Raw genomic sequence first — 25,526 nt, 5'->3', positions numbered from 1 at the left:
GAGCGCGTTCGCTCCTGAGGGGAAGCGATCTCCCCGGAAAAAGATAGAACTCGAATGGCTGACTTTCTTTTGGAAATTGGACTGGAAGAGATTCCCGCGCGGATGATTGCCGCGGCGCTTGCGGATCTTTCTCATCGTGTGGAAGCGCTGCTGGTGCGCGAAAGGTTGCTGCCGGAGCAACATGCGGCGGTGCTGACGTATTCCACGCCGCGCCGCCTGGCGGTGCATGTGCAAGGCGTGCTTGCCAGGCAGCAGGACATCGAAGAGCAACTCACTGGTCCCTCGTGGAAGGTGGCCTTCAAGGATGGAGCGGCGACTCCCGCTGCACTCGCCTTCGCGAAAAAGGCCGGCGTGGAAGTTGGCGAGCTGACCAAACTGACGAACGCCAAGGGCGAGTACGTTTCGGCCACCGTCAAGCGTTCCGGCCGCGCAGCGGTCGAGGTGATTCCCTCGCTTCTGCCGCAGGAGATCGCCAGCATCTACTGGCCGAAGAATATGTATTGGCGCGCGGGAAAGCCGGAGCGCTTTGTGCGCCCGCTGCGCTGGCTGCTCGCCCTTCTCGATGGAGAGACGGTGCCGGTGGAGTTTGCCGGCATTACCGCCTCCAACCAGAGCTATGGCCACCGCATCCTCCACGGCGAAGCTCCAGTGCCAATTGCCAATCCAGCGAGCTACGTTGCAGCGCTGGACGCGGCCAAGGTGATGGTGAGCGTGGAAGCCCGCATCCATCGCATTCGCAAGGCGCTGGACGCAGCAACGCGTACCGTGGCCGGAGCTCGCTGGCGCGAGGATGAACCGCTGGTGGATACCGTCGCGAATCTCACAGAGTGGCCCTCGGTGCTGCTGGGCAGCTTTGAGCAGGAGTACCTGACCCTTCCCGAGGAGGTTCTGGTAACGGTAATGCGCGACCACCAGAAGTACTTCGCGGTGGAGAGCGCCGATGGCAAACTGGCTCCCTATTTCCTCGCGGTGCTGAATACGGAAGGGGATCCTCAGGGGCTCATCCGGCATGGCAACGAGCGGGTGCTGCGCGCTCGCTTTAACGATGCGCGCTTCTTCTGGAACTACGATCAGAAGATCTCTCTCGATGGCCGGGTGGAGATGCTGAAGTCGGTCACCTTTCAGAAGGATCTCGGCAGCTACCTGGCGAAGACCGAAGCAAACCTGCGCTTGGCGGAGAGCCTGGCGGATGTGGCCGCGCAGGGGGGAGTATCCCTCAACAAGTCGGAGCTGCTGAAGGCCGTACGCCTGGCGAAGACCGATCTGACCGCAGAGCTGGTAAAGGAATTCACCGAGCTGCAGGGAATCGTCGGCGGCCTGTATGCGCGGGCTCAGGGCCACGGGGAAACCGTAGCGCAGGCGATTTACACGCAGTACATGCCGGCGTCGATGGAGGACAGAATCCCCGGCAGCGTCGAAGGACAGTTGCTGGGGCTGGCGGACCGCATGGCCACCGTCGTGGACATGTTCGCGATCGGCCTCGAACCCACTGGATCCAAGGACCCATTCGCGCTGCGCAGGGCGGCGAACGGAGTCATCAAAATACTGGCGGAGTCCGGGCTGCCTGTCCGCCTGTCGCAACTGCGCGAAATTGCCGTCGCGGCATCCCACCAGCCGAATGCCGCCGGGGCTTCGGATGCCGTCCAGCAGTTTCTGGCGGAGCGGCTGGAGTTCTATCTGCGGGATGTGAAGGGCTTTGCGTATGACGTGACCAAGGCCGTGCTGGCCACCGATCTTACGACGGTTCCAGATGCAATCAGCCGCGTGGAGGCGCTCACCAATGTTCGCGGCTCGGAGGATTTTGTCGCTATCTCCGGGGCATTCAAGCGCATCAAGAACATCCTGCGGCAGGCTGCGGAGAAGGGGGAGACCATCACCTCCACGGTTGAGGCAGCGCTGCTCGAAGATCCTGCGGAGACCTTACTGGCGACCGAGGCCGCTGCACTGGCGCCGCGCGTCGAGGCTCTTCGTAACAGTCAAAGTTACAAAGAAGCGCTGGAGCAGATTGCAACCCTGCGGCCCGCCGTGGATGGCTTCTTCGACAAGGTGATGGTGATGGCTCCGGATGCACAGCTACGCCGCAACCGTCTGGCGCTGATCGCCTCCGTGCTCCATGGATTCTCGCGAGTTGCGGATTTCAGCGAGATTGTCGCGAGCTAGGAGACTCTGGAACAGGCCGTCTGGTTTCGAGCGACGTCAGGGTTCGAACGATAGGAGCCGCCGATCCGTTCGCTCATCCGCGCGAAAGCTCATCCGGACTATGCAGGCGGTTGCCGATTTTCGATAGATGCACCAAATCATGGGCCTCCAGCGTCTAAACTGACAGCATGGCAGATCAGATCTATCTCAGCCTCTGGTTTCCGAACTTTCGCCTGGACGCTCTTGCTCCGGCGATAATTTCGGTGCTCAAGCAGTTCCCGCTGGTGGGGGGCGCGTCCACCGTCTCCGCATCCGCCGTTTATCCCATCTCGTGGAACGAGGCTCCAGTTTTTCAGCATATCTTTGTCGATTCAGAGGGGGCAGGCTTTCCCGAGGCTGTGGCCGAGGCGATTGATCTGCTGCACGATGATTTTGCCTATGAATTCGAGATCAAGTGGGATCTGTGGACGCCGGTGGCGGAGGGTGGCCTCGACATGATGTGGAGGAAGGAGCCCGCTGTCGTCCGTGTCGTGGGCTTCGGGCCGGAGTTCGATGAAGGAGCCTATGAGCAGAATGGCCATATACGCGTCGATCTTGGGCTGGACAGCTACTTTTTGCATGAGGATGTGGAACTCGATCCCGAGGGAGCGGAATATGTGAAGCGCAACGTGGCGCAGTTGGTGGAGCTGACCAACGCCATCCAGGCCAACTGCGGGATCAGTAGCCGGTTGCTGTGGTCGGAGTCGGGAGAAAACCTTGCTCAGAAGCTCGTAGCCAGGCTGCAGAGATTGAACTAGGAAGTTGAACGGAAAGCTTGAAACCAGGTGTCCGGTGCCTGCAGGGAAGATGAGAAGATGGCTTGAATGCGCATAACGGTAGAAAGGCTCCGGACCGGCATCGTCATACTGGCAGTTTTGCTGGTAACGACGATTCTTCTCTTTTTCGGGGCTGCGCGTTTTGCCCGGCGTCATCTGGTGCGGGATCTGCCTGAGAAGCTGGGAGTTCATGTTCAGTCGTCCGCCCAGGGATTCACCTTTTCGAAGTCGCAGAAGGGGCGCACGCTTTTTACCCTGCACGCGGCCAAGGCCGTGCAATATAAGGGCGGGGGACGCGCCACGCTGCACGACGTCAGCATCATCCTCTACGGCAAACAGGGAGATCGAACCGACCGGATCTATGGCTCGGATTTTGAATACGATCCGATCAAGGGGATAGCCCAGGCCAACGGCGATGTGGAGCTGGACCTGCAGGCGCCGGCCCCCACCGGTTCCAACAAGGCGCCAAGCAGCGACCACGGCCCGTCCACGATCCATGTGAAGACGAGCGGCCTGGTCTTCGACAAGAACACCGGCATCGCCTCAACGGATAAGACCGTGGAATTCCGCTTTCCGCAGGCGGAGGGCAAGGCTACCGGGGCGAATTACGACTCTCAGAAGGGCGAACTGCTGTTGTCCAGCGCAGTTGAGCTCAACAGCAGCCTGCGCGGCAAAGCCTTTCTTCTTCACTCCAGCCATGCACAGTTTCTTCGGGATGCGCGCCAGGCCATCTTATGGAATGTGGATTCGAAATACCTGCAGGGGCGGAGCGAGGCCGATCAACTGACTCTGTATTTTCGTCCGGATGGTTCGGCGGAGCACGCGGAGGCGCGCGGCAATGTACATCTGAAGACGGACGATGGCCGGGAGTTGATGGCGCAGAGCGGTTCCATAGTGCTGGACCAGAAAAGCGAGCCGCAGAGCGCGCACCTGGCTGGCGGAGTCCTCTTCCATTCCGAAGATGCAGAGCGCCGCCTGCGGGCAACCGCGGGAGAAGGTACGGTGCAGTTTGGCAGCAAGGGAATGCTGCGACACGCGCAACTGCGCAACTCCGTCAGCATGCTTGAGGAGCAGATCCGGCTGGCTGGCGATCCCAAAGGCTCGGCAAATCGCCAGGTTCGGGCAAATCAGCTGGATATGGATTTTGTCGCGGATGCGAATCGTCATTCGAATCCGGTGCGCTCCCTGGCGACCGGTAACGCCGTGGTCGTGCTGCATACCAACCGTTCCAATACGCCGCCAGAGAATGAGACTTTGCAGGGGGACTCGCTGCTGGCAAATCTCGGCCCGGGTATGACCCTGACCAGCCTGGAGGGGAAGGGGCACACGCGTCTGACGGATGTATCCGCGGATGGCGCGACCCAGACCAGCACCGGCGATACGCTGCTAGTGAAGTTGCAGCCGGATAGGAAATCGCGGCCGGCGATGGGGGAGAAGGCCGGGGACAAGACCGCCAGGCCGGGGTCGCCAAATTCTTCCGCAATTGAGATTCAATCCGCGCTGCAGCAGGGTAACGTGGTGCTGACGCAGACTCCGGGAAAGCAAAAAGGCAAGGCGGAGCAGCCTGCGCTGACAGCGAAAGCTCAGCGAGCCGAGTACACCGGCAGCAGCCAGGTGCTTCGGCTGGATGGATCTCCTCGCATTTTGCAGGGTGGCCTGGAGATTACGGCACAGACGTTTGAGGTAGCGCGAGCCAGCGGCGATGCGTTGGCCGAGGGCGATGTGAAGGCTACCTACCAGCAAGGACCTAATCAAGGCCCCAATCAGGGTCCAAACCAGGGCCCCGGCCAGGGCTTCAGCGGAGCGCCGGTTGCCTTTGGCGGCCAGGATCCTGTGCATATTGTGGCCGATCGGGCCAATCTGCTGCGCGCCTCGGGCGATGCGGTCTTCCGTGGCCAGGCGCGGCTTTGGCAGGGAACCAATTCGATTGCGGCGCCGGTGATCGAGCTCTCTCGTGCGCAGCAGACGCTGAAGGCGCACGGCGATGGGGCTGGAGGCAAGGGGCAGGTGAATGCGGCGTTCCTTAGCCCTTCCAGCGCGGGCAAGCAGCAGGGCGTGGTGCGCCTGCAGAGCCGCGATCTGGTCTACTCCGATGCCGAGCGTAAGGCGGTCTTCCGCGGCAAAGTGATCGCGCAGGATGGGGCGGGAACGATTCGCTCGGACGAGACCGAGGTGGTGCTGGCGCCGGGCCAGCAGGCCCCGGGACAGAAAAGCAGCGGGATGCAGGCGCAGGTCGATCACCTGACTGCAACCGGACACGTGAGCCTGGAGCAGGCTGGCCGCAAGGGGACTGGAGAGCGGCTGGCCTATAGCACCCAGACCGGCTTGTTCGTGCTCGCGGGCACGCCCTCCGCTCCTCCGCGGCTGGTGGATCCCGAGCGGGGAACCGTGACGGGCGCCGCGTTGATTTTCAATAGTCGCGATGATAGCGTCAGTGTGAGTGGAGGAAAGTCGGGCGCCGTCACCGAGACGCGCGTTCCCAGGTAAATGCAGAAGCTTTCGACCGACGAAATCAGCAAGTCGTATAAGGGCCGCCAGGTCGTGCGCGGGGTCAGCCTCGAGATTTCGCAGGGCGAAGTGGTTGGTCTTCTGGGGCCAAACGGCGCGGGCAAGACGACCACCTTCTACATGATCGTGGGGCTGCTGGCGCCGGAGGGTGGCCACATCCTCGCCGATTCGACCGATATTACCCGCGTGCCCATGTACCTGCGCGCGCGCCAGTATGGCATCAGTTATCTGCCGCAGGAGCCCTCGGTATTTCGCAAGCTTACGGTCGAGGAGAACATCCTGGCGGTGCTGGAGGCGCAATCGCTGTCCTGGGAGATGCGCAGGAGCCGTACCGAGAAGCTGATCGATCAACTGAACCTGGGGCATATCCGGAAAACCCGCGGTTATGCGCTCTCCGGGGGCGAACGCCGCCGGGTGGAGATCGCCCGTTGTCTTTGCATTCAGCCGTCCTTCATCCTGCTGGACGAGCCATTTTCAGGAATCGATCCCATTGCGGTTCTGGACCTGCAACAAATCATCTTTGATTTGAAGGCGAGTGGTATCGGCGTCCTGATTACCGACCATAATGTTCGGGAGACGCTTTCGGTGACGGATCGTGCCTACATTATCAACGAGGGCAGGATCTTTAAAGCCGGGACGCCCGAGGAGTTGGGGCGCGATTCCGAGGTTCGCCGTATCTACCTGGGCGAAGGATTCTCGCTCGCATAGCATTTATATTGCCACTCGTGATTTTCGGGCATCCCTCTTGCGTAGAATGTACGTGCAGGTTGGTTGAAAGGTATTGAACAGCGAAGCCTATGTCTCTTTTGCAGCCCAAGCTTAGTTTAAAGGTGTCGCAGCGACAGGTCCTGACCCCTGGCCTCATGCAGATGGTCAGCGTTCTGGCGCTGAACAAGCTCGAACTGAAAGAGATGATCAACGCCGAAATCGTGGAAAATCCGGTTCTGGAAGAGCTGGACGAGAACGTCCCTCTGCTGGATGAGGTAGCCGGCCGCGAGGCGGAACGCGAGCGCTCGGTAGAGGAGGTCGCCGCGGATGCAGCCAAGGACGAGAAATCCGATCCCTTCGAGGAGATCGACTTTGGCTCATATTTCCAGGATTACCTCGACCCCGGGTATCGGACGCAGAGCAATTTTGAGATTAGCGACAAGCCTTCTTTTGAGAACTTCCTGTCGCAGCCCAGCACGCTTACCGACCATCTTTTCTGGCAGCTTGGTTCGCTGAGTCTGTCCCCGGCGGTGCGCGAGGCGGCCGAATACCTTATTGGCAACCTCGATGAGGATGGATACCTGACGGCCACCGACGAAGAGCTGCTTGAGGGCTTTCTTCGCGAGACCCTGGAAGGGCAGGAGGCTCCGCTCGATCTGTCAAAAGAGGCCTCGCAGCCACATGGCGGCCCGGGCCTGGCAGCGGCTCGATCGAATGAAGCTGTAACTCCGGCTCCGGACGCGCCGGGTGCGAATGGAGCGGCTCCGCGCACGGGGAAACCTATGGCAAAGGAAGCCGTGCTGAACCATCCAGAGGCCGCGAACGCGCGCAGACGCCTCAAGGCCGCTCTTGCCATTGTGCAGGGGCTGGATCCTGTTGGAATTGCGGCGCGCGACCTGCGTGACTGCCTGCTGCTTCAGGTTCGTGCGCAGGCCGCGGAGTTTGACGCAGTCTCCGCGGAGCACCAGTCTGCGGCGAAACGAGCTGCGGCTACTGAAGCGCAGGAAATTCTCCCCACGGCTGAGGAAGAAAGCACCTCTTCGGAAGCATCCGTGGAGAAGGCCGCGGAAGAGGTCGCGTCTTCTGCCGCCGATTCTGATATCGAGTGCCGTAAGAAGCTCTTCGAGTGCGTCACGAAGATTGTGGAGTCGCATCTGTCGCTGTTACAGAAGCGGGATCTTCGTGAGCTGGCAAAGGCTGTGGGCAGGCCCCTGGAGCAGGTTCAGCGGGCATTCGAATTCATCCGTACCCTCGATCCACGGCCCGGGCAGCGCTATAACCGCTCCGATGCAAGGCTGATTGAGCCGGATGTTGCGTTCGTCAAGCGCGGCGATGAGTACGTCGTGGTGATGAATGAAGAAGATCTGCCGACTCTCCGCCTGAACCAGGGGTATCGGAAATTGCTTTCGCAGGATGGAACCGAGAAAGACGTGAAGGATTACGTCAAGGAGCGGTATCGTTCGGCGCTGCAGTTGATGCGGAACATCGAGCAGCGCAAGAACACCATCTTGCGTACCTGCGAGTCGATCGTCCGCCGGCAGCAGGAGTTTCTCGAGTATGGAGTGGAAGCCCTGAAGCCGATGATGATCAAGGAGGTCGCGGAGGAGATCGGAGTGCATCCCTCCACCGTCAGCCGGGCCGTCAGCAGCAAATACGTCCACACCTCGCAGGGGGTCTTTGAGCTGCGCTTCTTCTTTTCGGAGGGCGTGAATGGACCGGAGGGCGCGGGCACGCCGCTGATGCTGCTGAAGCGCAAGGTTAAGAAGCTGATTGAGGACGAGGATTCGCATAAGCCGCTTACCGACGATCAGATCGCGCACCTGCTGCAGACCCAGGGCATCAACGTGACACGCAGAACGGTTGCGAAATACCGGGAAGATATGCACATCCCCAGTACGCACCAACGTCGCGTCCGGGATTGATGTAGAATCGCCATCCTTATTTAAATTTTTGCGTCCGGAGGTAATGATGCAAATTGAATACACCGGCAGACAGGTAACAATCACCAAACCCCTGCGCGCGATGGCGGATGAGGGGATTGAGAGAATCAGCAAAATCCTTGGCAAAGCGACCAGTGCTCATGTGGTGCTTACCGCCGAGAAATATCGTCAGATGGCGGAGGTGACGGTCAAGACGCGTCTGCAGACGATTCTGGGTGCGTCGGAATCGACCAACCTGGAGATCGCTCTCCGTGAGGCGCTGGAGAAGGCCGTGAACCAGGCGATCCGCTACAAGGAGCGCGCGCGCGACGGCAAGCGCCTGCCAAAGGAAGAGAAGCATGCAGCGGAGCCGGAACTGGCCCGCTCGCGGCGGCCTAGAGTACCGGCAGCCCCGGCGAAAAAGACGGAAGAGAAGCCTGTTTCCAAGGCGAAGGGCCGCTCCAAGCCTGTTCTGGCAGTCACGGTCCATTCCTTTCCGGTGCGGGTTCCTATTCCCGAACCCCATGTCGTCCGCTCGACGGATTCCGTGGCATTGCGCCCCATGACGCTTGAAGAGGCGGTCAAGGAGGCAGAGTTCCGCGATCGCGACGTATTTGTTTTCCGCGACCTGGAGGGCACGGTGATGGTCCTGCACCGAACCAGGGATGGCAAGATGGAGTTAATCGAGGCTCCATAGCGCCCGTTTCCGGCACAGGCGTTCGATAAGTTCCAAAATCTGGCGGGACAGCTCTTCCTTTATAGAAGCGCTGTTCCGCCAGCGGCGTTTCCGCCGGCCTGCGAGGAGAAATCTGGCGATTTTCTTTGTTTTCTGTATCAATTTTCTCCATTTTCTGTATTGATTTTCTTTGAGTTGATCCGCTGACTACGGTTACTCTGGACCTCATTGATGGCTACGGCAGGAGGAAACTGCGTCCTTCTGGGGATAGCGGACGAACTCCAGCCGTGAAACACTGGCTCACTGCAAAGAGGCAATCCATCGAATCTTTGCTATGGCTTTGACGTTGAACGGCTTGGACGCCTTGGACACTTTTTCGTTTCTGCCGGATCATTCCGTGCTGGAGGCCCTGCCTTGCTGCGTTCTCATGCAGCATGGTGGCCGGATTGTCTATTGCAATCCGTCTGCGCGAGCCCTGCTCGGGCTGGAAGAGGGTGCGGCGGTAGACCTGCCGGTGTCCGAGGTCCTGTTGGGTGCCTATCCCGGACTGAAGCTTGCGCAGGAGGGACCAGCGAACGGGTCCCGAAGCAGCCTGAAAGCCCAGGGCGAAGGCGCTGCCAAAGATGGAGGCGAGGAGCGGCCGCCGTCCAGCAACCGGACAAGTTTTGAATGCGTTCTTGCCGGGGTGGGCGGTCACCTGATTCCGGTCTGCGGCAGCTACGTGGTTCTAAATACTTCAGAGTTGCTGATCCTGATTGCGGCGTTGCCGCTGGCCTCGGAGGATGGGACTCCCAACCGCTCCACCTTTCTGGAGGAGTTGCTGGACAGCTCGCCGGAAGCCACCGTAATCACGCACGGATCGCGAATTCTGCACGTAAACCCGGAATTTGGGAGACTCTTCGGTTACAGCGAGGAGGACGCCCTGGGAAAGACCATCGAGGATCTGATCGTTCCGGAAGGCAGGGCCCACGAGTGCGAGATCCTGACCCACTCGGTCGATGTTCATGGCCGGGCATCGATGGAGACGGTGCGCCAGCACCGGAGCGGAGAGCTGATCGATGTTTCTATCCTGATGGCTCCAGTCGTGATGCTGGGAGAGCGCGTCGGCTACTTCGCGAGTTACCGCGACATTCGTGAGCAGAAGGCGATTGAGGCCCGGCTCCAGCATGATGCGCTGCACGATGCATTGACGGGCCTGGCCAACCGCGCCCTCTTCCTGGACCGCCTGGAGACGACGATTGCCCGCAAGCAGAGGCGTCCCGATATGAACTATGCGGTGATGTTCTTCGACCTCGACCGGCTTAAGTACATCAATGACACGCTGGGCCATGCCGGCGGAGATATCGTCCTGATGACCATTGCTGACCGGATGCGATCCTGCTTCCGTCCGCAGGACACGGTGGCGCGATTTGGCGGAGATGAGTTTGCCATACTACTTGAGAATGTGACCAGCTTCCTCGACGTGAAGCTGATCGCGCAGCGCATGCAGCAGGAGATCAGCAAGCCGATCGAGGTATTCGGCCATCAGATTGTAGTAAGCGGCAGCACCGGCATCGCCTTTGGAACGGCGCAGCACACCAAAGCAGACGAGATCCTACGCGACGCTGACTTTGCCATGTATCGCGCCAAGTCCGATGGCGGCGGCAGGCACGCCGTCTTCGACGACGCCATGGAGATGCATGCCAGTGTTTCTATCCATCGGGAAAATGAACTGCGGCGCGCATTCGATGAGCATCAGTTCGAGGTCTGGTATCAGCCTGTCTACCATCTGGAGAGCGGGGTCCTGGAGGGCTTTGAGGCTCTGCTGCGGTGGCGGCGTCCGGGTGGCATTCTCTATCCTCTGGTGGACGTGCTGCCGCTGGCGGAGCAGACGGGGCTCATCCTTCCCATCGGTCACATGGTGATCGAGCAGGCATGCCGCCAGGCGCGGAAGTGGGATGAGGCTATGCCGGATTCCTGTCTGAGCACGAGCGTTAACCTTTCTCCCCGGCAGTTCAATCAGCCTGACCTGGTAGATATGATCGCGGAGGCGCTGAAGCGCAGCGGAGTGGCGCCGGGACGAATTCGGGTGGAGATTCCGGAGCGGGCCATCCACCAGAATCCCGACATAGCCGTAGGCGTCTTTCAACGGCTGATGGACCTGGGAGTGAGCGTTGCGCTGGATAACTTCGGCGCCGGCCTTGCGTCCATGAACTTTCTCGTGCGGTTGCCGATGGACCTCGTCAAGATCGACCGGCGGCTGATCGCCTACCTGCCCTCCCCGGGTCGGGATGCTGCGCTGCTCAACACCCTCTTCGACCTGGGACGGGCTTTGCGCGTGCAGATGCTGGCGGAAGGGGTGGAGACCAGGCAGCAGTTGCAGGCGCTCCGCAAACTGGGCTGTGACCTGGGTCAGGGGCATCTCTTCTCTCCTGCGGTCCCGGTGGAGGCCGCGGAAAAGATTGCTCAGGCGGGTCAGTGGTCGGCATCGGGCCAGGCGACGCCCGATCCTAAATCCCTCTGGTAACAGGGCAATGCTAGGATGTGGCCATGCCGCGCAAAATGAAACCCGCGTCGAAAAGAGTCGCTGCCAAGGCTCGCAAACACAGACCGAAGGCCTCCGATCCGGCGCTGTCGGAGGATTCGCGGGAACTGGTCATCCTCACAGGCATCTCGGGGTCGGGTAAGGCGTCTGCGCTCAAGGCATTTGAAGACATGGGATTTTACTCCGTCGACAATATGCCGATGGAGCTGATTCCGCGCTTCGCGGACCTGGTTCGCCAGTCCAGTGAGATTACCCGCGCGGCGATTGTCGTTGATGTGCGCGAGGGCCAGACGCTCGATCGTTTTCCCGCCCTGCTGCGCGAAGTGCGCCGGCTGCTCCCCACGCGAGTTCTGTTTCTGGATGCCTCGGATGCGGTGCTGCAACGTCGTTATTCGGAGACGCGGCGGCCGCACCCGCTGGGGAAGAAGAAGTCGGTAGTGCTCTCCCTGCGCTCCGAGCGCAAGCTGCTGGATCCGGTACGGAATCTGGCAGACATCACCCTGGATACGACGAACTTCAATGTTCACGAGCTTCGCGCTTCCATCCAGGGAAAATTCGAGCACGGCAGCAGCGACAAGGACTTGCTGATCTCCTGCGTCAGCTTCGGCTTCAAGAACGGCGTGCCGCTGGATGCGGACCTGGTCTTCGATGTACGCTTTCTTCCCAATCCTCATTTCGTGCCGGAGTTTCGCCCGCTTACCGGCAAGCATCCCAAGGTTGCCGCCTATATCCGGCGCTTTCCGCAAACGGCGGAGTTCCTGGATCGTACAACCGACCTGCTGCTCTTCCTGCTGCCGTATTACATTCAGGAAGGGAAGAGCTACCTGACGGTTGCCTTCGGCTGCACCGGCGGCCAGCACCGCTCCGTAATGATTGCGGAAGAGATGCGCAAGCGGCTCAGCAAGGAAGGTTACCGCGTGAAGTCCACGCACCGGGATATGCCACGATAGGGCAGGAGAGCGGTCAGCGGGCGAGCCCAGGAAGCGGCGGAGGACCGGGGCAAGCGCAAAGCTGGCGGCTGGTTTGCTGCTTGTTCGCTGACTGTGACGGGGATGGGTACAATAATGCAATGATCCGGAGACCTGAAGAGAGACGCTTCCTCGCGCATAGCGATGGAAGCACGGAAGGATGCGCCCGTTGAAGTCCCTTCTGCGTCTGCTACGGTATCTTGGCCCGTATTCCGCGCAGGCGTTGCTCGCCGTCATCCTGATGGCCGCCGTTGGCCTGCTGGACGCCTTTCGCCTGCTGCTGGTGCGTCCCATCTTCGATCGCGTCCTGAACCCCAATACGCCGAGTGATCAGATCATGCTGTTCACCGTGCCCGGAACCCACTACCATCTGGATCTGCGGCAACTGATCCCTTCTTATTTTCATAATGAGTGGACGGTGGTTGCGGTTGCGCTGGTGGGCTCCACGCTGATCAAGGGTTTGTGCGACTATGCGGGCACCTACCTGACCAATTACGCCGGTTTCGGCATGATTACCGATCTGCGGGATGACCTCTATGACGCCATCCTTCGGCGCTCCGTTTCCTTCTTTCAGAAGCACACCACGGGAACGATTCTCTCCACTCTGATCAATGACATCGAGCGCGTGCAGTATGCCATGTCCTCGGTGCTGTCGGAGTTCTTGCAGCAGGCCTTCACGCTGCTGTTCACGATCGGGGTGGTCGTTGCCTACGGAGGCAAGCTGGCGTGGGTGCTGCTGGTCTTCGTGCCGGTCGTCATCACTTCGGCGCGCAGGATTGGACGCGAGGTCCGGAGGACGACGCGGGGCGGTCAGGACAAGCTGGCCGAGATCCAGAACATTCTGCACGAGACCATCGTCGGAAATGGCATCGTGAAGGCGTTCAACATGGAGTGGTGGGAGATGAGGCGCTTCAAGAAAGCCGCCCGCCGCCTCTTCCGCGCCAACCTGCGATCGGTTCGCGCCCAGGCCATCAGCTCCCCGCTCATGGATTCGATTGGCGCCGTGGCAATCGCGCTGCTGCTGTGGGTGGGCCGGGGACAGATCAAGCATGGCAGCATGACGGAAGGCACATTCTTCGCGTTCATCATCGCCGTCTTCAAGCTCTATGATCCGGTCCGCAAGTTCGCGCTCTTCAACAACAGCTTCCAGCAGGCGCTCGGCGCATCCTCCACCATCTTCGAGTTCATGGACTCGCAGGACGATGTGCGGGAGAAGCCGCATCCGGTGGTGTTGAAGGGCTTTCACGGGTGCATTCAATTTGACCACGTGGACTTCTCCTACAGCGACGACGAGGGTGAGAAGGAAGTTCTCCACGACGTGAATCTTGAAGTGCGCGCGGGCGATGTCGTCGCGCTGGTCGGCCCGAGCGGCTCCGGGAAGACGACCCTGGTGAACCTGATTCCACGCTTCTTCGACGTTACCAGCGGGCGGCTGCTGGTCGATGGACACGATGTCCGCGATGTAAGCCTTGCCTCGCTTCGCGCGCAGATTGCCAAGGTAACGCAGGAGACGATTCTTTTTAACGATACGGTGCGGAACAACATCGCCTATGGTCAGCCGGATGTTCCCATGAGCCGCGTGCTCGATGCTGCCAGGGCCGCGCTGGCGCACGACTTCATCCTTCGCCTGCCGGAGGGTTATGACACGATCATCGGAGAGCGGGGATTCCGGCTCTCAGGCGGCGAGCGGCAGCGCCTGGCCATTGCACGCGCCCTGTTGAAGAATGCACCGCTGCTGATTCTGGATGAAGCGACCTCGGCGCTTGACACCGAGAGCGAGTTGCTGGTGCAGACCGCTCTTGCCAACCTGATGACGGATCGGACTACGGTGGTGATCGCGCATCGTTTATCGACCGTGCGGCGCGCCACGCGCATCGCCGTGCTGGAGGACGGGCGCGTCACCGCAGTTGGCCCGCATGAGGAATTGCTGCAGATTTCGCCCACGTATCAGCGTCTCTACCAACTGCAATTTGCGGATGCCGGCGACATTCCATTGCACGAACCGCAGCCGATCGACGAGTAGACAAATTTATGACCGACAACACCACCAGCCCCGAGCCGAAGAACGAAACCCGCGAGCGCTCTAGCAGAACCCAGCCGGCGTCTTCCTTGCCGGTACATTCGATGACGGGCTTTGCCCGTATCTCCGGCCGCGTGACGGATGGCCTGGGCTACACCCTCAGCTTGAAAAGCGTCAATCATCGATTCCTTGATCTCCACATGCGCATGCCTGCAGGCGCGGATGCGCTGGAGATGCGGTTGCGGAGGACGCTGAAGCAGCAGATTCTTCGCGGCCACGTCGAGGTGACGCTGACGCTCGATCGCACCTCGCGGTCGGAGGCGCAATACGACCATGCTCTTGTTGCCGCCTATGTCGCGGCTATCCGCACGGCAGCCAGGGAAAACGCGCTGACCACAGAACCGGATTTGAACGCAATCTTCCGCCTGCCGGGGGTTTTCTCCGCCGACGTGCGTTCGGAAGTGGACGAGACGCAATTGCTGGAGGATGCCGTTGCCGCGCAGGTTGAGCCGGTCGTGGCCGTGCTCAACGAGATGCGGGCCCTGGAGGGCAGGGCTTTGGTGGAGGAGTTGCGCGCCGGGCTGGATCGTCTGCGAGAGCATGTGGATGCCGTCTCCGGGCTGCGGCAGGACGTGCAGAATGCGTACTTCGAACGCCTGAGCGAGCGGCTGGCTGCCCTGGTTGGTGGCTCCTTTGAGCGGGACAGGATCCTGCAGGAGGCCGCATTGCTGGCCGAGCGCAGCGATATCGAAGAAGAGGTAGCGCGTCTGCGCACGCATATCGACCATTTCCATTCCATGCTGGACGCGGGTGGCGAATTGGGAAAGAAACTTGATTTCCTGCTGCAGGAGATGAACCGCGAAGCCAATACGCTGCTCTCGAAGACGAGCGGTGTCTCGGGCAATGGCCCGGGCATCACGGAGCTTGGCCTAGGCATGAAGTCGGAGATCGAAAAGGCGCGGGAGCAGGTGCAGAACCTGGAGTAGAACTGCCCGGAGTAGCTTCTGAGCAGCAAGTTGCAAGTGGAAGGCGGGATCAAAACTTGGCAGGTATTCTGTTCATCATTTCAGCGCCCTCGGGTTCGGGGAAGTCGACGCTGGTCAATCAACTCCGCACCTTCGCAAGCGGGCTGGAGTTCTCCGTCTCCTACACCACGCGGGCCCCGCGTGGATCGGAAGAGGGGGGACGGGAGTATCACTTCACCACGCGCGAAGAATTCGAACGCATGATCGCGGCAGGGGAGTTTCTCGAATACGCGGATGTGTTTGGCAACTACTACGGTACGGCGCGCAGCTCGCTGACCGATGCCGAGCGCGACGGCAAGGATCTGCTGCTCGACATCGATGTGCAGGGTGCTACCCAGGTGCGCGAGAAGATTCCCGATGCTGTCAGCATCTTTGTGATGCCGCCAACGCCGGAGATTCTGGCCACGCGTCTGCGCAATCGAAGCCGCGCGGAGGGCCACATAGACGAGCAGGTAATTGGGCGCCGTCTGGCAAAGGCGAGACAGGAAATTGAGAATTATCGCCAGTACGGTTATATTTTGGTCAACGACATACTGGATCGTGCGGTCGAAGAATTGGCAGCCATTGTCTCCTCGGAGCGTATTCGCAGGAGCGGCGGCACGATCGATACCGAAGCAGCTCGGCAGATAGCAATCGCCGAAGCTTGCCGGCAACGAAATTCGATGGAGCGGCTGAGGCCGGTTTTAGCCTCATTTGGGCTCGTGGAAACAGAGCCGCAATGCGTCCCCAATCGAACCACGTTAGATTCCTAGGAGGCGATTCTTATGAAGCTCGAGCAAGGATTCGACAGCAGTTATAGCTATGTTCTCGTAGCAGCCCGCCGGGCACGCCAGTTGCAGTGCGGATCTCAGCCCCTGGTGCCAACCCGCTCCAGTAAAGCCTGCAGGGTAGCCCAGGAAGAGATCGCAGCGGGCAAAGTGGGATACATCAAACCCACTCCCATCCATAAGCCGGAGATCGAAGCTGCCACCATACCGATCCTCGCGGACAGCTAGGATCGCGAAGCCCGGCCGTTTTTGAGGGGACTTGTTCCGCCAACGGAAACGAAGCGGTTTCTGCAGAGTCACGTGCGGGCGGCGCGCGGTACAATCACCCTATGAAGGTCACTGTTGGAGTCTGTGGCGGAATCGCTGCCTATAAGGCTGCCGAACTGGTTCGCGCACTGCAGCGCCAGGCTCTGGATGTACACGTTGTTATGACGGAGGCGGCGCGGGAGTTTATTCAGCCGCTTACCTTTGCGTCCCTGACGGGGCATAAGGTCATCACTGGGCTATGGTCCTCAGGATCGGCGGAGTCCGATCTGGATGCGGCAATTCAGCACATCTCCGAGGCGCAGTGGGCCGATGCGCTCGTGGTTGCTCCGGCGACTGCGAATGTCCTGGCTAAATTCGCCCACGGAATCGCGGATGACTTCCTCTCGACGATGTACCTTGCGACCACGGCGCCGGTGCTCGCCGCACCTGCGATGAACGTCAATATGTGGCAGCATCCGGCCACTGTCGCAAACCTGGAGATATTGAGGAATCGCGGCGTGCAGGTCATCGAGCCGGGAAGCGGATACCTTGCCTGCGGCATGATTGGCGATGGCCGGATGGCGGAGCCGGAGATCATTGCCGAACAAGTATTGCAGACCCTGAATCGCCGCAACGATCTGGCGGGCGAAGTGGTCCTGGTGACCGCCGGCGGAACGCGCGAAGCCATCGACCCCGTGCGTTTCCTGGGAAACCGATCCAGCGGAAAGATGGGCTACGCTGTTGCGGAAGCGGCACAGAGCCGCGGTGCGCGGGTCATTCTTGTCTCCGGGCCTACGGTGTTGCAGCCACCTGCCAACTGTGAAGTGATCCCCGTGGTGACCGCAGACGAGATGCGCTCCGCCGTGCTCGGGCAACTGGACCAGGCAACTATTGTGGTTAAGGCTGCAGCGGTGGCGGACTATCGTCCTGTCGTTCGTGCCGAGCAGAAGCTCAAGCGCAGCGGCCCTCTAACACTCGAACTGATTCCCACAGAAGATATCCTGGCGGAAGTGGTGCGGCAGCGCAGGCCGGGAACGCTGGTGGTGGGATTTGCCGCAGAGACGGAAAATGCGTTGCAGTTCGGTCGCGACAAGCTGCTGCGCAAGGGCGTGGATGCCATTGTGCTGAACGATGTTGGGCGTCCTGGCGTGGGCTTTGACTCCGACCGCAACGCGGCGACGTTCCTGACGCCGCAGACCGCGATCGACTTCCCTGAGATGGCAAAGCGCCATCTGGCGGACCGGATTCTAGACGAGACCCTGGCGCTGCGCCGTCCGCTCTCTGTCATTACCGAGACGGGCGCCCACGTCGCGCCGCGGGATTAGGATGCCTGTGAATCCGCCGGACTCAGGACAGGATCGGCAAGCACAGCTGGCCGCACGCGTGCAGTACTATCGCGATCTTGGCATCTTCGACTTTTATCGCCGGGGAGAGCCGCTGGCGGAGTCGCCGCTGCTTGAAGCGGCGGCAATCGAAGCCGTCTCCGCGACTGCCGTTCCCATCTCTACACATGTTTCTGCAATTTCCAGTGTCGCAACCATTCCAGCCGTAGTTGAGGAGCACGAGATTCCTGTACGCAAGCCTTTCCCCGCCGCACCCGCGATAGCCGCTGCCGTTTTGCCCGCTGACCGCGCCCAGGCCCTCGCCGTCATCCAGCAGGAGATCGGCGAGTGCACCCGCTGCGCACTCTCCGAGGGGCGCAACAAGATCGTCTTCGGCGACGGAGACCCGAATGCGCGCCTGTTCTTTGTAGGCGAAGGGCCCGGAGCCGATGAAGACGCCCAGGGCCTGCCCTTTGTCGGCAGAGCCGGCCAGTTGCTGAACAACATGATTCATGCCATGGGGCTCAGCCGTGAGCAGGTCTACATTGCAAACATCGTGAAGTGCAGGCCACCGGGGAACCGAGTGCCGGAGCCCGACGAGGCGCACACGTGTTCTCAGTTCCTGTTTCGGCAGATCGACATCGTGCGTCCCGAGGTGATCGTTGCCCTGGGTGCCACAGCGGCCACTTATCTGCTGGGCGCGAAAAGTCCGCTGAACAGCCTGCGCGGCCACCTGCACTCGGTGCGCGGTGCGCGGTTGATTGTGACTTATCATCCTGCCTATCTGCTGCGCGATCCCCGGCAGAAGAAAGAGGCGTGGAAGGATCTGCAGATCGCTATGCATGAACTGGGGCTTAATCCGCCAGCCAAGGGGGAGTAAGGCAGGAATAGCGACATGGCTGAGGGAACAGGGATCGGAGCTGTCCGGTTGCCGATGGCGTGCTTACAATTTCGGTCTCTGCGGTTTCGAGCTTCTGCCGGAGAGCAACGACAACTCATTCTTCAGGATGAACCTCTACGGCTGTTCCCTGAGTCTTTCCTCTGATGCCTGCCTTCTGCGATATCGCTCTTCCCGTGCCGCTTGATCGCACCTTTACGTATGCCGTAGGGGAGCAGGCGGGCGTGCCTGAGGTGGGCTGCCGCGTTGTAGTGCCGTTCCGCAACGAGAAGATGATCGGCGTTGTCACGCGGCTGCATGATGAGCCGCCTCCGGTAACGGCCAAGCCAATCCAATCCGTGATGGACGCGGAGCCGGTGCTGTCTGCGGAGTTGATGGAGCTGGCCCAATGGGTCAGCCGCTACTACATTGCTCCGCTCGGGGAAGTGCTCCGCACCATGCTGCCGCTGATGGCGGAGGTGCGCACGCACGTGCTCTATCGCATGGGGGATGCGGGCCGCAAAGTCCTCTATGAGAGTTCGCAGCAGGGAAGCTCCCGCCGTTCGCGACTGCCGGAGGAGGAGCAGGACACCGAATATCGCGTGCTGAATTTTCTGGAGCATGGCGAGGCGGTTCGCATCGGCACATTGCGCTCGGCCACCTCGGCCACGGCCGCGTTGCTCTCAGGGATGGCGCGCAAGAAGTGGATCGTCCGTGAGACCGCCGCGGCGCAACGCGATGCTCGCAGGCTGGTTCGCTACGCCGTGTTGGTTCCTGCTGGCCCGGAGGCCGCGACGCGCCTTCCCCGGCTCAACGAAAATCAGCAGCTAATCCTGGCCGAACTTGCTGGAGCGGGCGGTGAGTTGGCGGTGAGCGAGCTGCGCGAACTTGCTGTGCCGAACTCAACCCTGGCCACGCTGGTGAAGAAATCCCTGGTGCGTATTGAGGATCGGCCCGCGGAGTTTCACCTTTCCAGGGTAGGGTCGGCGGCTCCGCATACGCTGAACCCGGCGCAATACCTCGCGTTGCAGGAGATTTCGGCGCCGCTGGCCAGTGGCGGTTTCCGGCCCTTCCTGCTGCATGGCGTTACCGGCTCGGGCAAGACCGCTGTGTATCTTGCCGCAATGCAGAGAGCGCTGGACTGCGGACGCTCGGCGATCCTGCTGGTGCCGGAGATCGGGCTGACGCCCGCGATGGCCGCGCAGCTTCACTCTGCGTTCGGCAGCCATGTTGCGCTGCTGCATTCCGCGCTGACTCCCGATGAGCGCTCCGAGCAGTGGCATCGCATCCGCAACGGAGAAGCGCAGATCGTTGTAGGAACCCGCTCCGCGGTCTTTGCGCCGGTCGCGAATCTCGGCCTGATTGTGGTGGACGAGGAGCACGACTCCAGCTACAAGCAGGAGGAGACGCCGCGCTACCATGCCCGCGATGTAGCGGTTATGCGGGCCAAGCTCGCCGGGGCAACAGTGGTGCTGGGGTCGGCCACTCCGTCGCTGGAGTCGTGGCAGAACACGCTGCGCGGCAAGTACACGCGCATCGAGATGAAGGAACGAGTCGCCAACCGTCCGCTGCCTGCAGTGGAACTGGTCGATATGCGGCGCGAATTCCAGGAGACTGGCCAGGAGAGCATCTTTTCACGCGCGCTCATCCAGCAGACGCAGGCAACGCTTGACCGCGGAGAACAGGTCATCATCCTGCTCAATCGGCGCGGCTATTCCTTCGTGGTGATGTGCCGGGCGTGCGGAGAAAAGCTGGACTGCGAGAACTGCGCCATTGCGCTGACCTACCACAAGCAACTGCCCGAGGGCGATGCCCATGCCCACGCCGGTCAGCGGCTGGAGTGCCACTACTGCGGCTATCGGCGGCCCGTGCCGAAGGTCTGTCCCAAGTGTGAGAGCGAGCATCTCTATTTTCTAGGTGCTGGCTCGCAGCAGGGTGAGGAACGGCTGCAGGAGATCTTTCCAAATGCGCGCATCGGCCGCATGGACCGGGATACCGTGCGCGGCCGCTACGACATGGAGCGGCTGCTGGGCAAGCTGCACTCCGGCGAGATCAACCTGCTGGTGGGCACGCAGATGATCGCCAAGGGCCACGACATCCACGGTGTAACGCTGGTAGGCGTCGTGGGAGCCGACTTTGCGCTGACGCTGCCGGATTTCCGAGCCGCTGAACGAGTCTTCCAGCTTCTCACCCAGGTCTCCGGACGGGCAGGGCGCGGAGAGTTGCCGGGAACTGTGCTGGTGCAGACCTACCACCCGGATCATTATGCAATTCACTTCTCATCAGGGCATGACTACGACGGCTTTGTGAGGAAGGAGTTGCAGTACCGCAAGTGGATGCACTATCCACCCTTTGGCGTGCTTGCCAACATCATGATCCAGAGCCCGCGACTGGAAGAGGCAGCGGGTTGGTCGTCCAGCCTGGGGAAGTGGCTCCTCTCCACGCCGCTGGAACACATCCGCATCCTCGGTCCGGCGGCGGCGCCTATCGTGCGCCTCAAGCGGATTTACCGCTTCCACCTGGTGCTCAAGGCAGACAATCGTCCGGCGCTGGCTCGAGCGCTTCGGGCCACTCTGGCGCAGGCGGAAGCGCAGGGGATTCCTCGCAAGGCGCTGATCCTGGATGTTGACCCAGTGAACCTGATGTAGTCGGGGACCTATTCTTCCGGCTTGGCGGCGGTCTTTTCCTTGTCGTCCAGCAGGTGAAGCTCCTTGCCGGGCTTGAAGCGCACCGCCTTGCCAGGCGTGATGGTCACTTCCGCGCCAGTGCGCGGATTGCGGCCGATGCCCGTCTTGCGTGGCCGCACGTTAAAGACGCCAAAGCCTCGCAGCTCGATCCGATCTCCGGCAGCCAGAGCCTTCTTGAGGCTTTCAAAGACCGTGTCGACCGCGACCTCTGCCTTGTTGCGCGGTAGGCCGGTCCTCTCGATTACGTGATGAATTATGTCTTGTTTAATCAACGTATTCGCCTCACGGTTTCAGTAGTGGTTCTCGATATCGCCCACTTGCGCTGATGCTAGGGAACTTTGCCCGGATTGTCAACGCAGGCAGTCTCTCGTAAGATGCAGTATCCGTTCAGATAGCATGTAACTGAGGCCGGAGAGCCTTATCCGGCGATGTCAGATTTTCAAGTTCAAGGAGAAGCATGTCGATTAAGAGTGACCGTTGGATCCGGGAGCAGGCGCTGACCCACGCCATGATTACCCCGTTCAGTGAAAAGCAGGTTCGGGAAGGGGTCATCTCCTACGGCCTGTCTTCCTATGGGTACGACCTGCGAGTTTCCGACGAATTCAAGATTTTTACCAACGTCAACAGCGCGATCATCGATCCAAAAAACTTTGACGAACGCTCGTTTGTCACCGTCCAGGCAGACTCGGTGATTATCCCGCCAAACTCGTTCGCATTGGCCCGGTCGATTGAATACTTCAAGATCCCGCGCGATGTGCTGACGATTTGCGTGGGCAAATCCACCTATGCCCGCTGCGGAATCATTGTGAACGTGACGCCCTTTGAGCCGGAGTGGGAGGGCTACGTAACGCTGGAGATCTCGAACACCACGCCGCTGCCGGCACGCGTTTACGCCAATGAGGGCCTGTGCCAGATTCTCTTCTTCCGCTCGGATGAACCTTGCGAGGTCAGCTATGCGGATCGTAAGGGCAAATACCAGAACCAGCAGGGAATCGTGCTTCCGAAGCTGTAGTCCGCTCCGCAGCCAGGCATTCTTCTCAACCAATCGGCTTGCCTCTTCAGAGGTAAGCCGATTTTAACTTGTGCGGAAATCAGGCCGGAAGAAGGCAAATTGCGGGAATTCTGGATGAGATTCGCAGTAGCAAGAAAGGCACTAGAAGATGATTACCATAGTGCATGGTACTTTCGTGCCATTGTTGCGTTACCTTGGGAGGGCTATACCAGTTGTAGAAACAACGCAGATCTGGGGAAGGGGCTTCCCTCTGATAGCGGTAATCCGCTTCTGGGAAAGCCCCACTTTTTTCCTCTCTCCCCTCCGCATACCCTGCCCATCGATCCTGCATCCTAACTAGCTTGAGCGTGTTACGAGCATGCAAATGCCGCGTGGGATAATCAGGCGCAGCCCTTGCATCGAAAATACGAGGGAGTTGGCTTGAGTGCAGTCGGCACCCAGAGCCGGATCCAGGAGAGATGAAAGATGAAGAAGATAATAGCGCTACTGTGTCTAGCAGGGGTAATGCTGCCCCTGTCTGCCAACGCCGCCAGCGACAAAGCCACGATTGACCAGCGTCTGGCCAATGCGAAGTCGGTGATGGATCAGATCATGGAGACGAGCGACAAATCTATCCCCTTGAACATCCTGCAGATGGCGACCTGTGTGGGCGTCATTCCCGGTCTGAAGAAAGGTGCGTTTGTGATCGGCGGTGAGTATGGTCGGGGTGTAGTTACCTGCCGCACTGGACACGGCTGGAGCGCTCCTGCATTTATTACCCTTGCCGGCGGCTCATTCGGCTTCCAGATCGGCGGTCAATCGACGGACTTGGTTCTGGTTGCAGTCAACGATAAGGGTTTTCAGGATCTGCTGAAGAGCAAGTTCAAGATCGGTGCCGACGCAGCGGCTTCGGCTGGCCCGGTAGGGCGTAATTCGCAGGCCGCAACGGATTGGAAGCTGAGCGCCGAACTACTTACATACTCTCGCAGCAAGGGATTGTTTGCCGGTATCGATCTGAATGGCGCGTCGGTCAGCCAGAGCGATGACGACACCATTGCCTACTATGGTCATGGCCATACCGCGGAGTCGATCCTGAAGGGAGAGGTTGCCGTTCCGGACAATGCCAAGCCCTTCGTTCGCACGGTAGCCAAGTATTTCGTCCAGGCACAAAATACCAAGTAGCCGCTTCTTAACGGGACACAGGGGCAGAGGCCACGAGGCCTCTGCCCTTTTCCTTTCCAGAGCAGGGTTTCAGTCCGAGGATAGCTTGTGCCGTCGCCTTTCCTCGTTTGAACCGTTACACTGGTCCCAATCTTGTCGATACGTGAAAAATTGGAGCTGGCGGCGGTCTGGATCCTTGTCCGCTTGTTGAGACTGCTGCCGCGCCGTGTGGCCCGCCGCATTGGCGCAGGCATTGGCGCAATTGCGTTTCGCATCCTTGGGCGCCTGAGGAGCGTTGGGCGCCAGAACCTCGGCATCGCATTCCCGGCGATGGCTGCCGAAGAGAAGGATGCGCTTTTGCGCCGCCTGTATCGCAACCTTGGCTGGCTGCTCGCCGAATTCTGCCAGATGCCGCGCTATACCCGCGAGAATACGCGCAGTTTTCTGCGCTATGAAGGGCTGGAGAACTACCTGGCCGCGCGTGAGGCAGGTAAGGGCGTGCTGGTGCTGACCGGGCATCTGGGCGCGTGGGAGCTCTCCAGCTTTTACCACTCGCTGATGGGGTATCCCATGACCATGGTCATCCGGCGTCTGGACAATCCCGGGGTGGATCTGCTGGTAAATCGAATTCGCTGCCTGCACGGCAATCATGTCGTGGACAAGGATGATTTTGCGCGCGGGCTGCTGACCGCGATGCGGCGCGGCGAAACAGTGGGTATCCTGATGGACACGAACATGACTCCTCCCCAGGGGGTCTTTGTCGATTTTTTTGGCCGGGCTGCATGCACCGCCTCTGGATTAGCGCGTGTGGCGTTAAAGACGGGCGCTGCCGTGCTTCCTGGGTTCCTTCTGTGGGAGGAGTCGGAGCAGAAGTATGTGCTGCACTTTGGCAAGATTCTTGAACTGCAGCAGACGGGAGACGCCGAGCAGGACATTCTCGCCAACACCGCACTCTTTGCACGGGTTACGGAGGAGTATATTCGGCGCTATCCCGATCAGTGGCTTTGGGTGCATCGCCGCTGGAAGACGCGGCCCGAGGGCGAGCCGCCCATCTATACGAGATAACCCCGTTGGACCAGATAATCCCGCTGGCTGCTTTGATCCGCAGATGGTGATCTACACTTCTTTAGGCATCTACGACTTCACCCCAATGGCCCGGAATACTTTATGAAATCACTCTCTGAACTCGCAGCTCTGCTGGATCTCGAGCTGCAGAATGGCGCTGGCAATCCCGAAATTCGTTCGGTATCCAGCAGCAAGACCGCAGGCCCGAATGCGCTGGTATTCGCAGAGGATGAGGAGTCGTTGCAGACGGCGTTCTCCTCTGGCGCGGCAGCAGTGCTGACCACGGCGGCGCTCGCAGCGCAGGTTCCGGGAGGAAAGCCGCTTCTGGTTGGGAAGCATCCCCGGCTGCATTTTGCGCAGGCAGCCGCTTTGCTGCGTGAGGGGCGGCGCTGGACCGGGATTCACGCCTCCGCTGTGGTCGCCTCGAGCGCAAGGCTTGGAGCGGAGGTGAGCGTCGAGGCTGGCGCCGTGATCGGAGAGGACGCGAGCATTGGTCGCCGCAGCAGCATCGGCGCGGGAGCGGTGATCGGCCAGGGGGTGGTGATCGGCGACGACTGCAGAATCTATCCGCGAGCCGTGCTCTATCCGGGAACGACGCTGGGGAACCGGGTGGTTGTGCATGCGGGAGCCGTGCTGGGAGCGGATGGGTTTGGCTATGTGCGCGATCCCGTAACGGGTGAGTATCTGCAGTTTCCGCAGCAGGGAACGCTGGTGCTCGAAGACGGTGTAGAGATTGGCGCCAACACCACGATCGACCGCGGCGCACTCGAAGAGACGCGCATCGGGCACGGCACCAAGATCGATAATTTGGTTCACATCGGGCACAACTGCCGCATCGGCTCCGATGTTGTGATTGCCTCGCTTACTGGGATCTCCGGGTCGTGCAGCGTCGGCGATGGAGCGATGCTGGGCGGCCAGGTCGGCATGGGGGACCACTCCAGCGTTGGGGACGGCGTTATCCTCGGCGGCCAGGCGGGCGTTTTGCCGCACAAGCATCTGGTTGGTCCAGGAGTGCTGTTCTGGGGAACTCCGGCTAAGCCGGTCAAGCAGTATCTGCGGGAGTTGGCTACGCTGGGACGGCTGACACGAAAGGGGCGGGAGTAGCAAC

The 25,526-nt window shown here is 60.4% G+C and carries 20 protein-coding genes; 19 read left to right on the top strand and 1 reads right to left on the bottom strand.

The annotated features are described in order from the left end of the window. The first annotated feature begins 54 nt into the window (after nucleotides 1–54). From glyS to priA, 15 genes are all read left to right on the top strand, one after another. Complete coding sequence (gene glyS, locus VM554_05200) at nucleotides 55–2,160, top strand: glycine--tRNA ligase subunit beta (protein ID HVJ07758.1); 2,106 nt, start codon at nucleotides 55–57, stop codon at nucleotides 2,158–2,160. 167 nt (nucleotides 2,161–2,327) lie between these two features. Further along, a complete protein-coding gene (locus VM554_05195; protein ID HVJ07757.1) occupies nucleotides 2,328–2,936 on the top strand; it encodes a hypothetical protein in 609 nt (202 codons plus the stop codon). A 66-nt stretch (nucleotides 2,937–3,002) separates the two neighbouring features. Continuing rightward, entirely contained in the window at nucleotides 3,003–5,441 is a 2,439-nt protein-coding gene (locus VM554_05190; GenBank protein ID HVJ07756.1) for an LptA/OstA family protein, read from the top strand. Then, nucleotides 5,442–6,170 carry an LPS export ABC transporter ATP-binding protein gene (gene lptB, locus VM554_05185; GenBank protein ID HVJ07755.1) on the top strand — a complete coding sequence of 243 codons (729 nt, stop codon included), beginning with the start codon at nucleotides 5,442–5,444 and terminating at the stop codon, nucleotides 6,168–6,170. It begins immediately after the preceding gene. Between the two features lie 89 nt (nucleotides 6,171–6,259). After that, the gene (locus tag VM554_05180) at nucleotides 6,260–8,092 is read left to right on the top strand and encodes an RNA polymerase sigma-54 factor (GenBank protein ID HVJ07754.1); all 1,833 of its coding nucleotides are present in this window, start codon (nucleotides 6,260–6,262) and stop codon (nucleotides 8,090–8,092) included. 43 nt (nucleotides 8,093–8,135) lie between these two features. Then, on the top strand, nucleotides 8,136–8,786 hold the full coding sequence (raiA, locus tag VM554_05175; GenBank protein HVJ07753.1) for a ribosome-associated translation inhibitor RaiA: 651 nt from the start codon (nucleotides 8,136–8,138) through the stop codon (nucleotides 8,784–8,786). A 343-nt stretch (nucleotides 8,787–9,129) separates the two neighbouring features. Then, entirely contained in the window at nucleotides 9,130–11,271 is a 2,142-nt protein-coding gene (locus VM554_05170; GenBank protein ID HVJ07752.1) for an EAL domain-containing protein, read from the top strand. A gap of 23 nt (nucleotides 11,272–11,294) precedes the next feature. Further along, a complete protein-coding gene (rapZ, locus tag VM554_05165; protein ID HVJ07751.1) occupies nucleotides 11,295–12,239 on the top strand; it encodes an RNase adapter RapZ in 945 nt (314 codons plus the stop codon). 187 nt (nucleotides 12,240–12,426) lie between these two features. Further along, nucleotides 12,427–14,280 (top strand): ABC transporter ATP-binding protein, encoded by a 1,854-nt coding sequence (locus VM554_05160; protein ID HVJ07750.1) that lies wholly within the window; start codon nucleotides 12,427–12,429, stop codon nucleotides 14,278–14,280. An 8-nt stretch (nucleotides 14,281–14,288) separates the two neighbouring features. Beyond that, entirely contained in the window at nucleotides 14,289–15,263 is a 975-nt protein-coding gene (locus VM554_05155; protein ID HVJ07749.1) for a YicC/YloC family endoribonuclease, read from the top strand. Nucleotides 15,264–15,319: 56 nt separating this feature from the next. Continuing rightward, nucleotides 15,320–16,054, top strand: coding sequence for a guanylate kinase (gene gmk / locus VM554_05150; protein ID HVJ07748.1), 735 nt, complete (start codon nucleotides 15,320–15,322; stop codon nucleotides 16,052–16,054). Between the two features lie 12 nt (nucleotides 16,055–16,066). Then, nucleotides 16,067–16,297: a DNA-directed RNA polymerase subunit omega gene (gene rpoZ / locus VM554_05145; GenBank protein ID HVJ07747.1), complete on the top strand. Its 231-nt coding sequence runs from the start codon at nucleotides 16,067–16,069 to the stop codon at nucleotides 16,295–16,297. A 101-nt stretch (nucleotides 16,298–16,398) separates the two neighbouring features. Next, the gene (coaBC, locus tag VM554_05140) at nucleotides 16,399–17,640 is read left to right on the top strand and encodes a bifunctional phosphopantothenoylcysteine decarboxylase/phosphopantothenate--cysteine ligase CoaBC (GenBank protein ID HVJ07746.1); all 1,242 of its coding nucleotides are present in this window, start codon (nucleotides 16,399–16,401) and stop codon (nucleotides 17,638–17,640) included. Nucleotide 17,641: 1 nt separating this feature from the next. Continuing rightward, on the top strand, nucleotides 17,642–18,517 hold the full coding sequence (locus VM554_05135; protein HVJ07745.1) for a uracil-DNA glycosylase: 876 nt from the start codon (nucleotides 17,642–17,644) through the stop codon (nucleotides 18,515–18,517). Nucleotides 18,518–18,681: 164 nt separating this feature from the next. Continuing rightward, the gene (priA, locus tag VM554_05130) at nucleotides 18,682–21,162 is read left to right on the top strand and encodes a primosomal protein N' (GenBank protein ID HVJ07744.1); all 2,481 of its coding nucleotides are present in this window, start codon (nucleotides 18,682–18,684) and stop codon (nucleotides 21,160–21,162) included. Nucleotides 21,163–21,170: 8 nt separating this feature from the next. On the opposite strand, the gene VM554_05125 is transcribed toward priA, so the two are convergent. Next, nucleotides 21,171–21,473 carry an HU family DNA-binding protein gene (locus VM554_05125; GenBank protein HVJ07743.1) on the bottom strand — a complete coding sequence of 101 codons (303 nt, stop codon included), beginning with the start codon at nucleotides 21,471–21,473 and terminating at the stop codon, nucleotides 21,171–21,173. A 185-nt stretch (nucleotides 21,474–21,658) separates the two neighbouring features. On the opposite strand from VM554_05125, the gene dcd reads away from it, so the two are divergent. The 4 genes from dcd to lpxD all read left to right on the top strand — a co-directional run bounded on the left by dcd (nucleotide 21,659) and on the right by lpxD (nucleotide 25,522). Then, nucleotides 21,659–22,213, top strand: coding sequence for a dCTP deaminase (dcd, locus tag VM554_05120; protein ID HVJ07742.1), 555 nt, complete (start codon nucleotides 21,659–21,661; stop codon nucleotides 22,211–22,213). A 465-nt stretch (nucleotides 22,214–22,678) separates the two neighbouring features. Then, a complete protein-coding gene (locus VM554_05115) occupies nucleotides 22,679–23,374 on the top strand; it encodes a lipid-binding SYLF domain-containing protein (GenBank protein HVJ07741.1) in 696 nt (231 codons plus the stop codon). Nucleotides 23,375–23,506: 132 nt separating this feature from the next. Continuing rightward, nucleotides 23,507–24,418: a lysophospholipid acyltransferase family protein gene (locus VM554_05110; GenBank protein HVJ07740.1), complete on the top strand. Its 912-nt coding sequence runs from the start codon at nucleotides 23,507–23,509 to the stop codon at nucleotides 24,416–24,418. A gap of 102 nt (nucleotides 24,419–24,520) precedes the next feature. After that, nucleotides 24,521–25,522 (top strand): UDP-3-O-(3-hydroxymyristoyl)glucosamine N-acyltransferase, encoded by a 1,002-nt coding sequence (gene lpxD, locus VM554_05105; GenBank protein ID HVJ07739.1) that lies wholly within the window; start codon nucleotides 24,521–24,523, stop codon nucleotides 25,520–25,522. The last annotated feature ends 4 nt before the right edge of the window (nucleotides 25,523–25,526 follow it).

Origin of the sequence: Acidisarcina sp., from assembly GCA_035539175.1 — a bacterium.
Lineage (GTDB): Bacteria > Acidobacteriota > Terriglobia > Terriglobales > Acidobacteriaceae > JANXZS01.
This window is presented reverse-complemented; position numbering and strand designations above follow the sequence as displayed.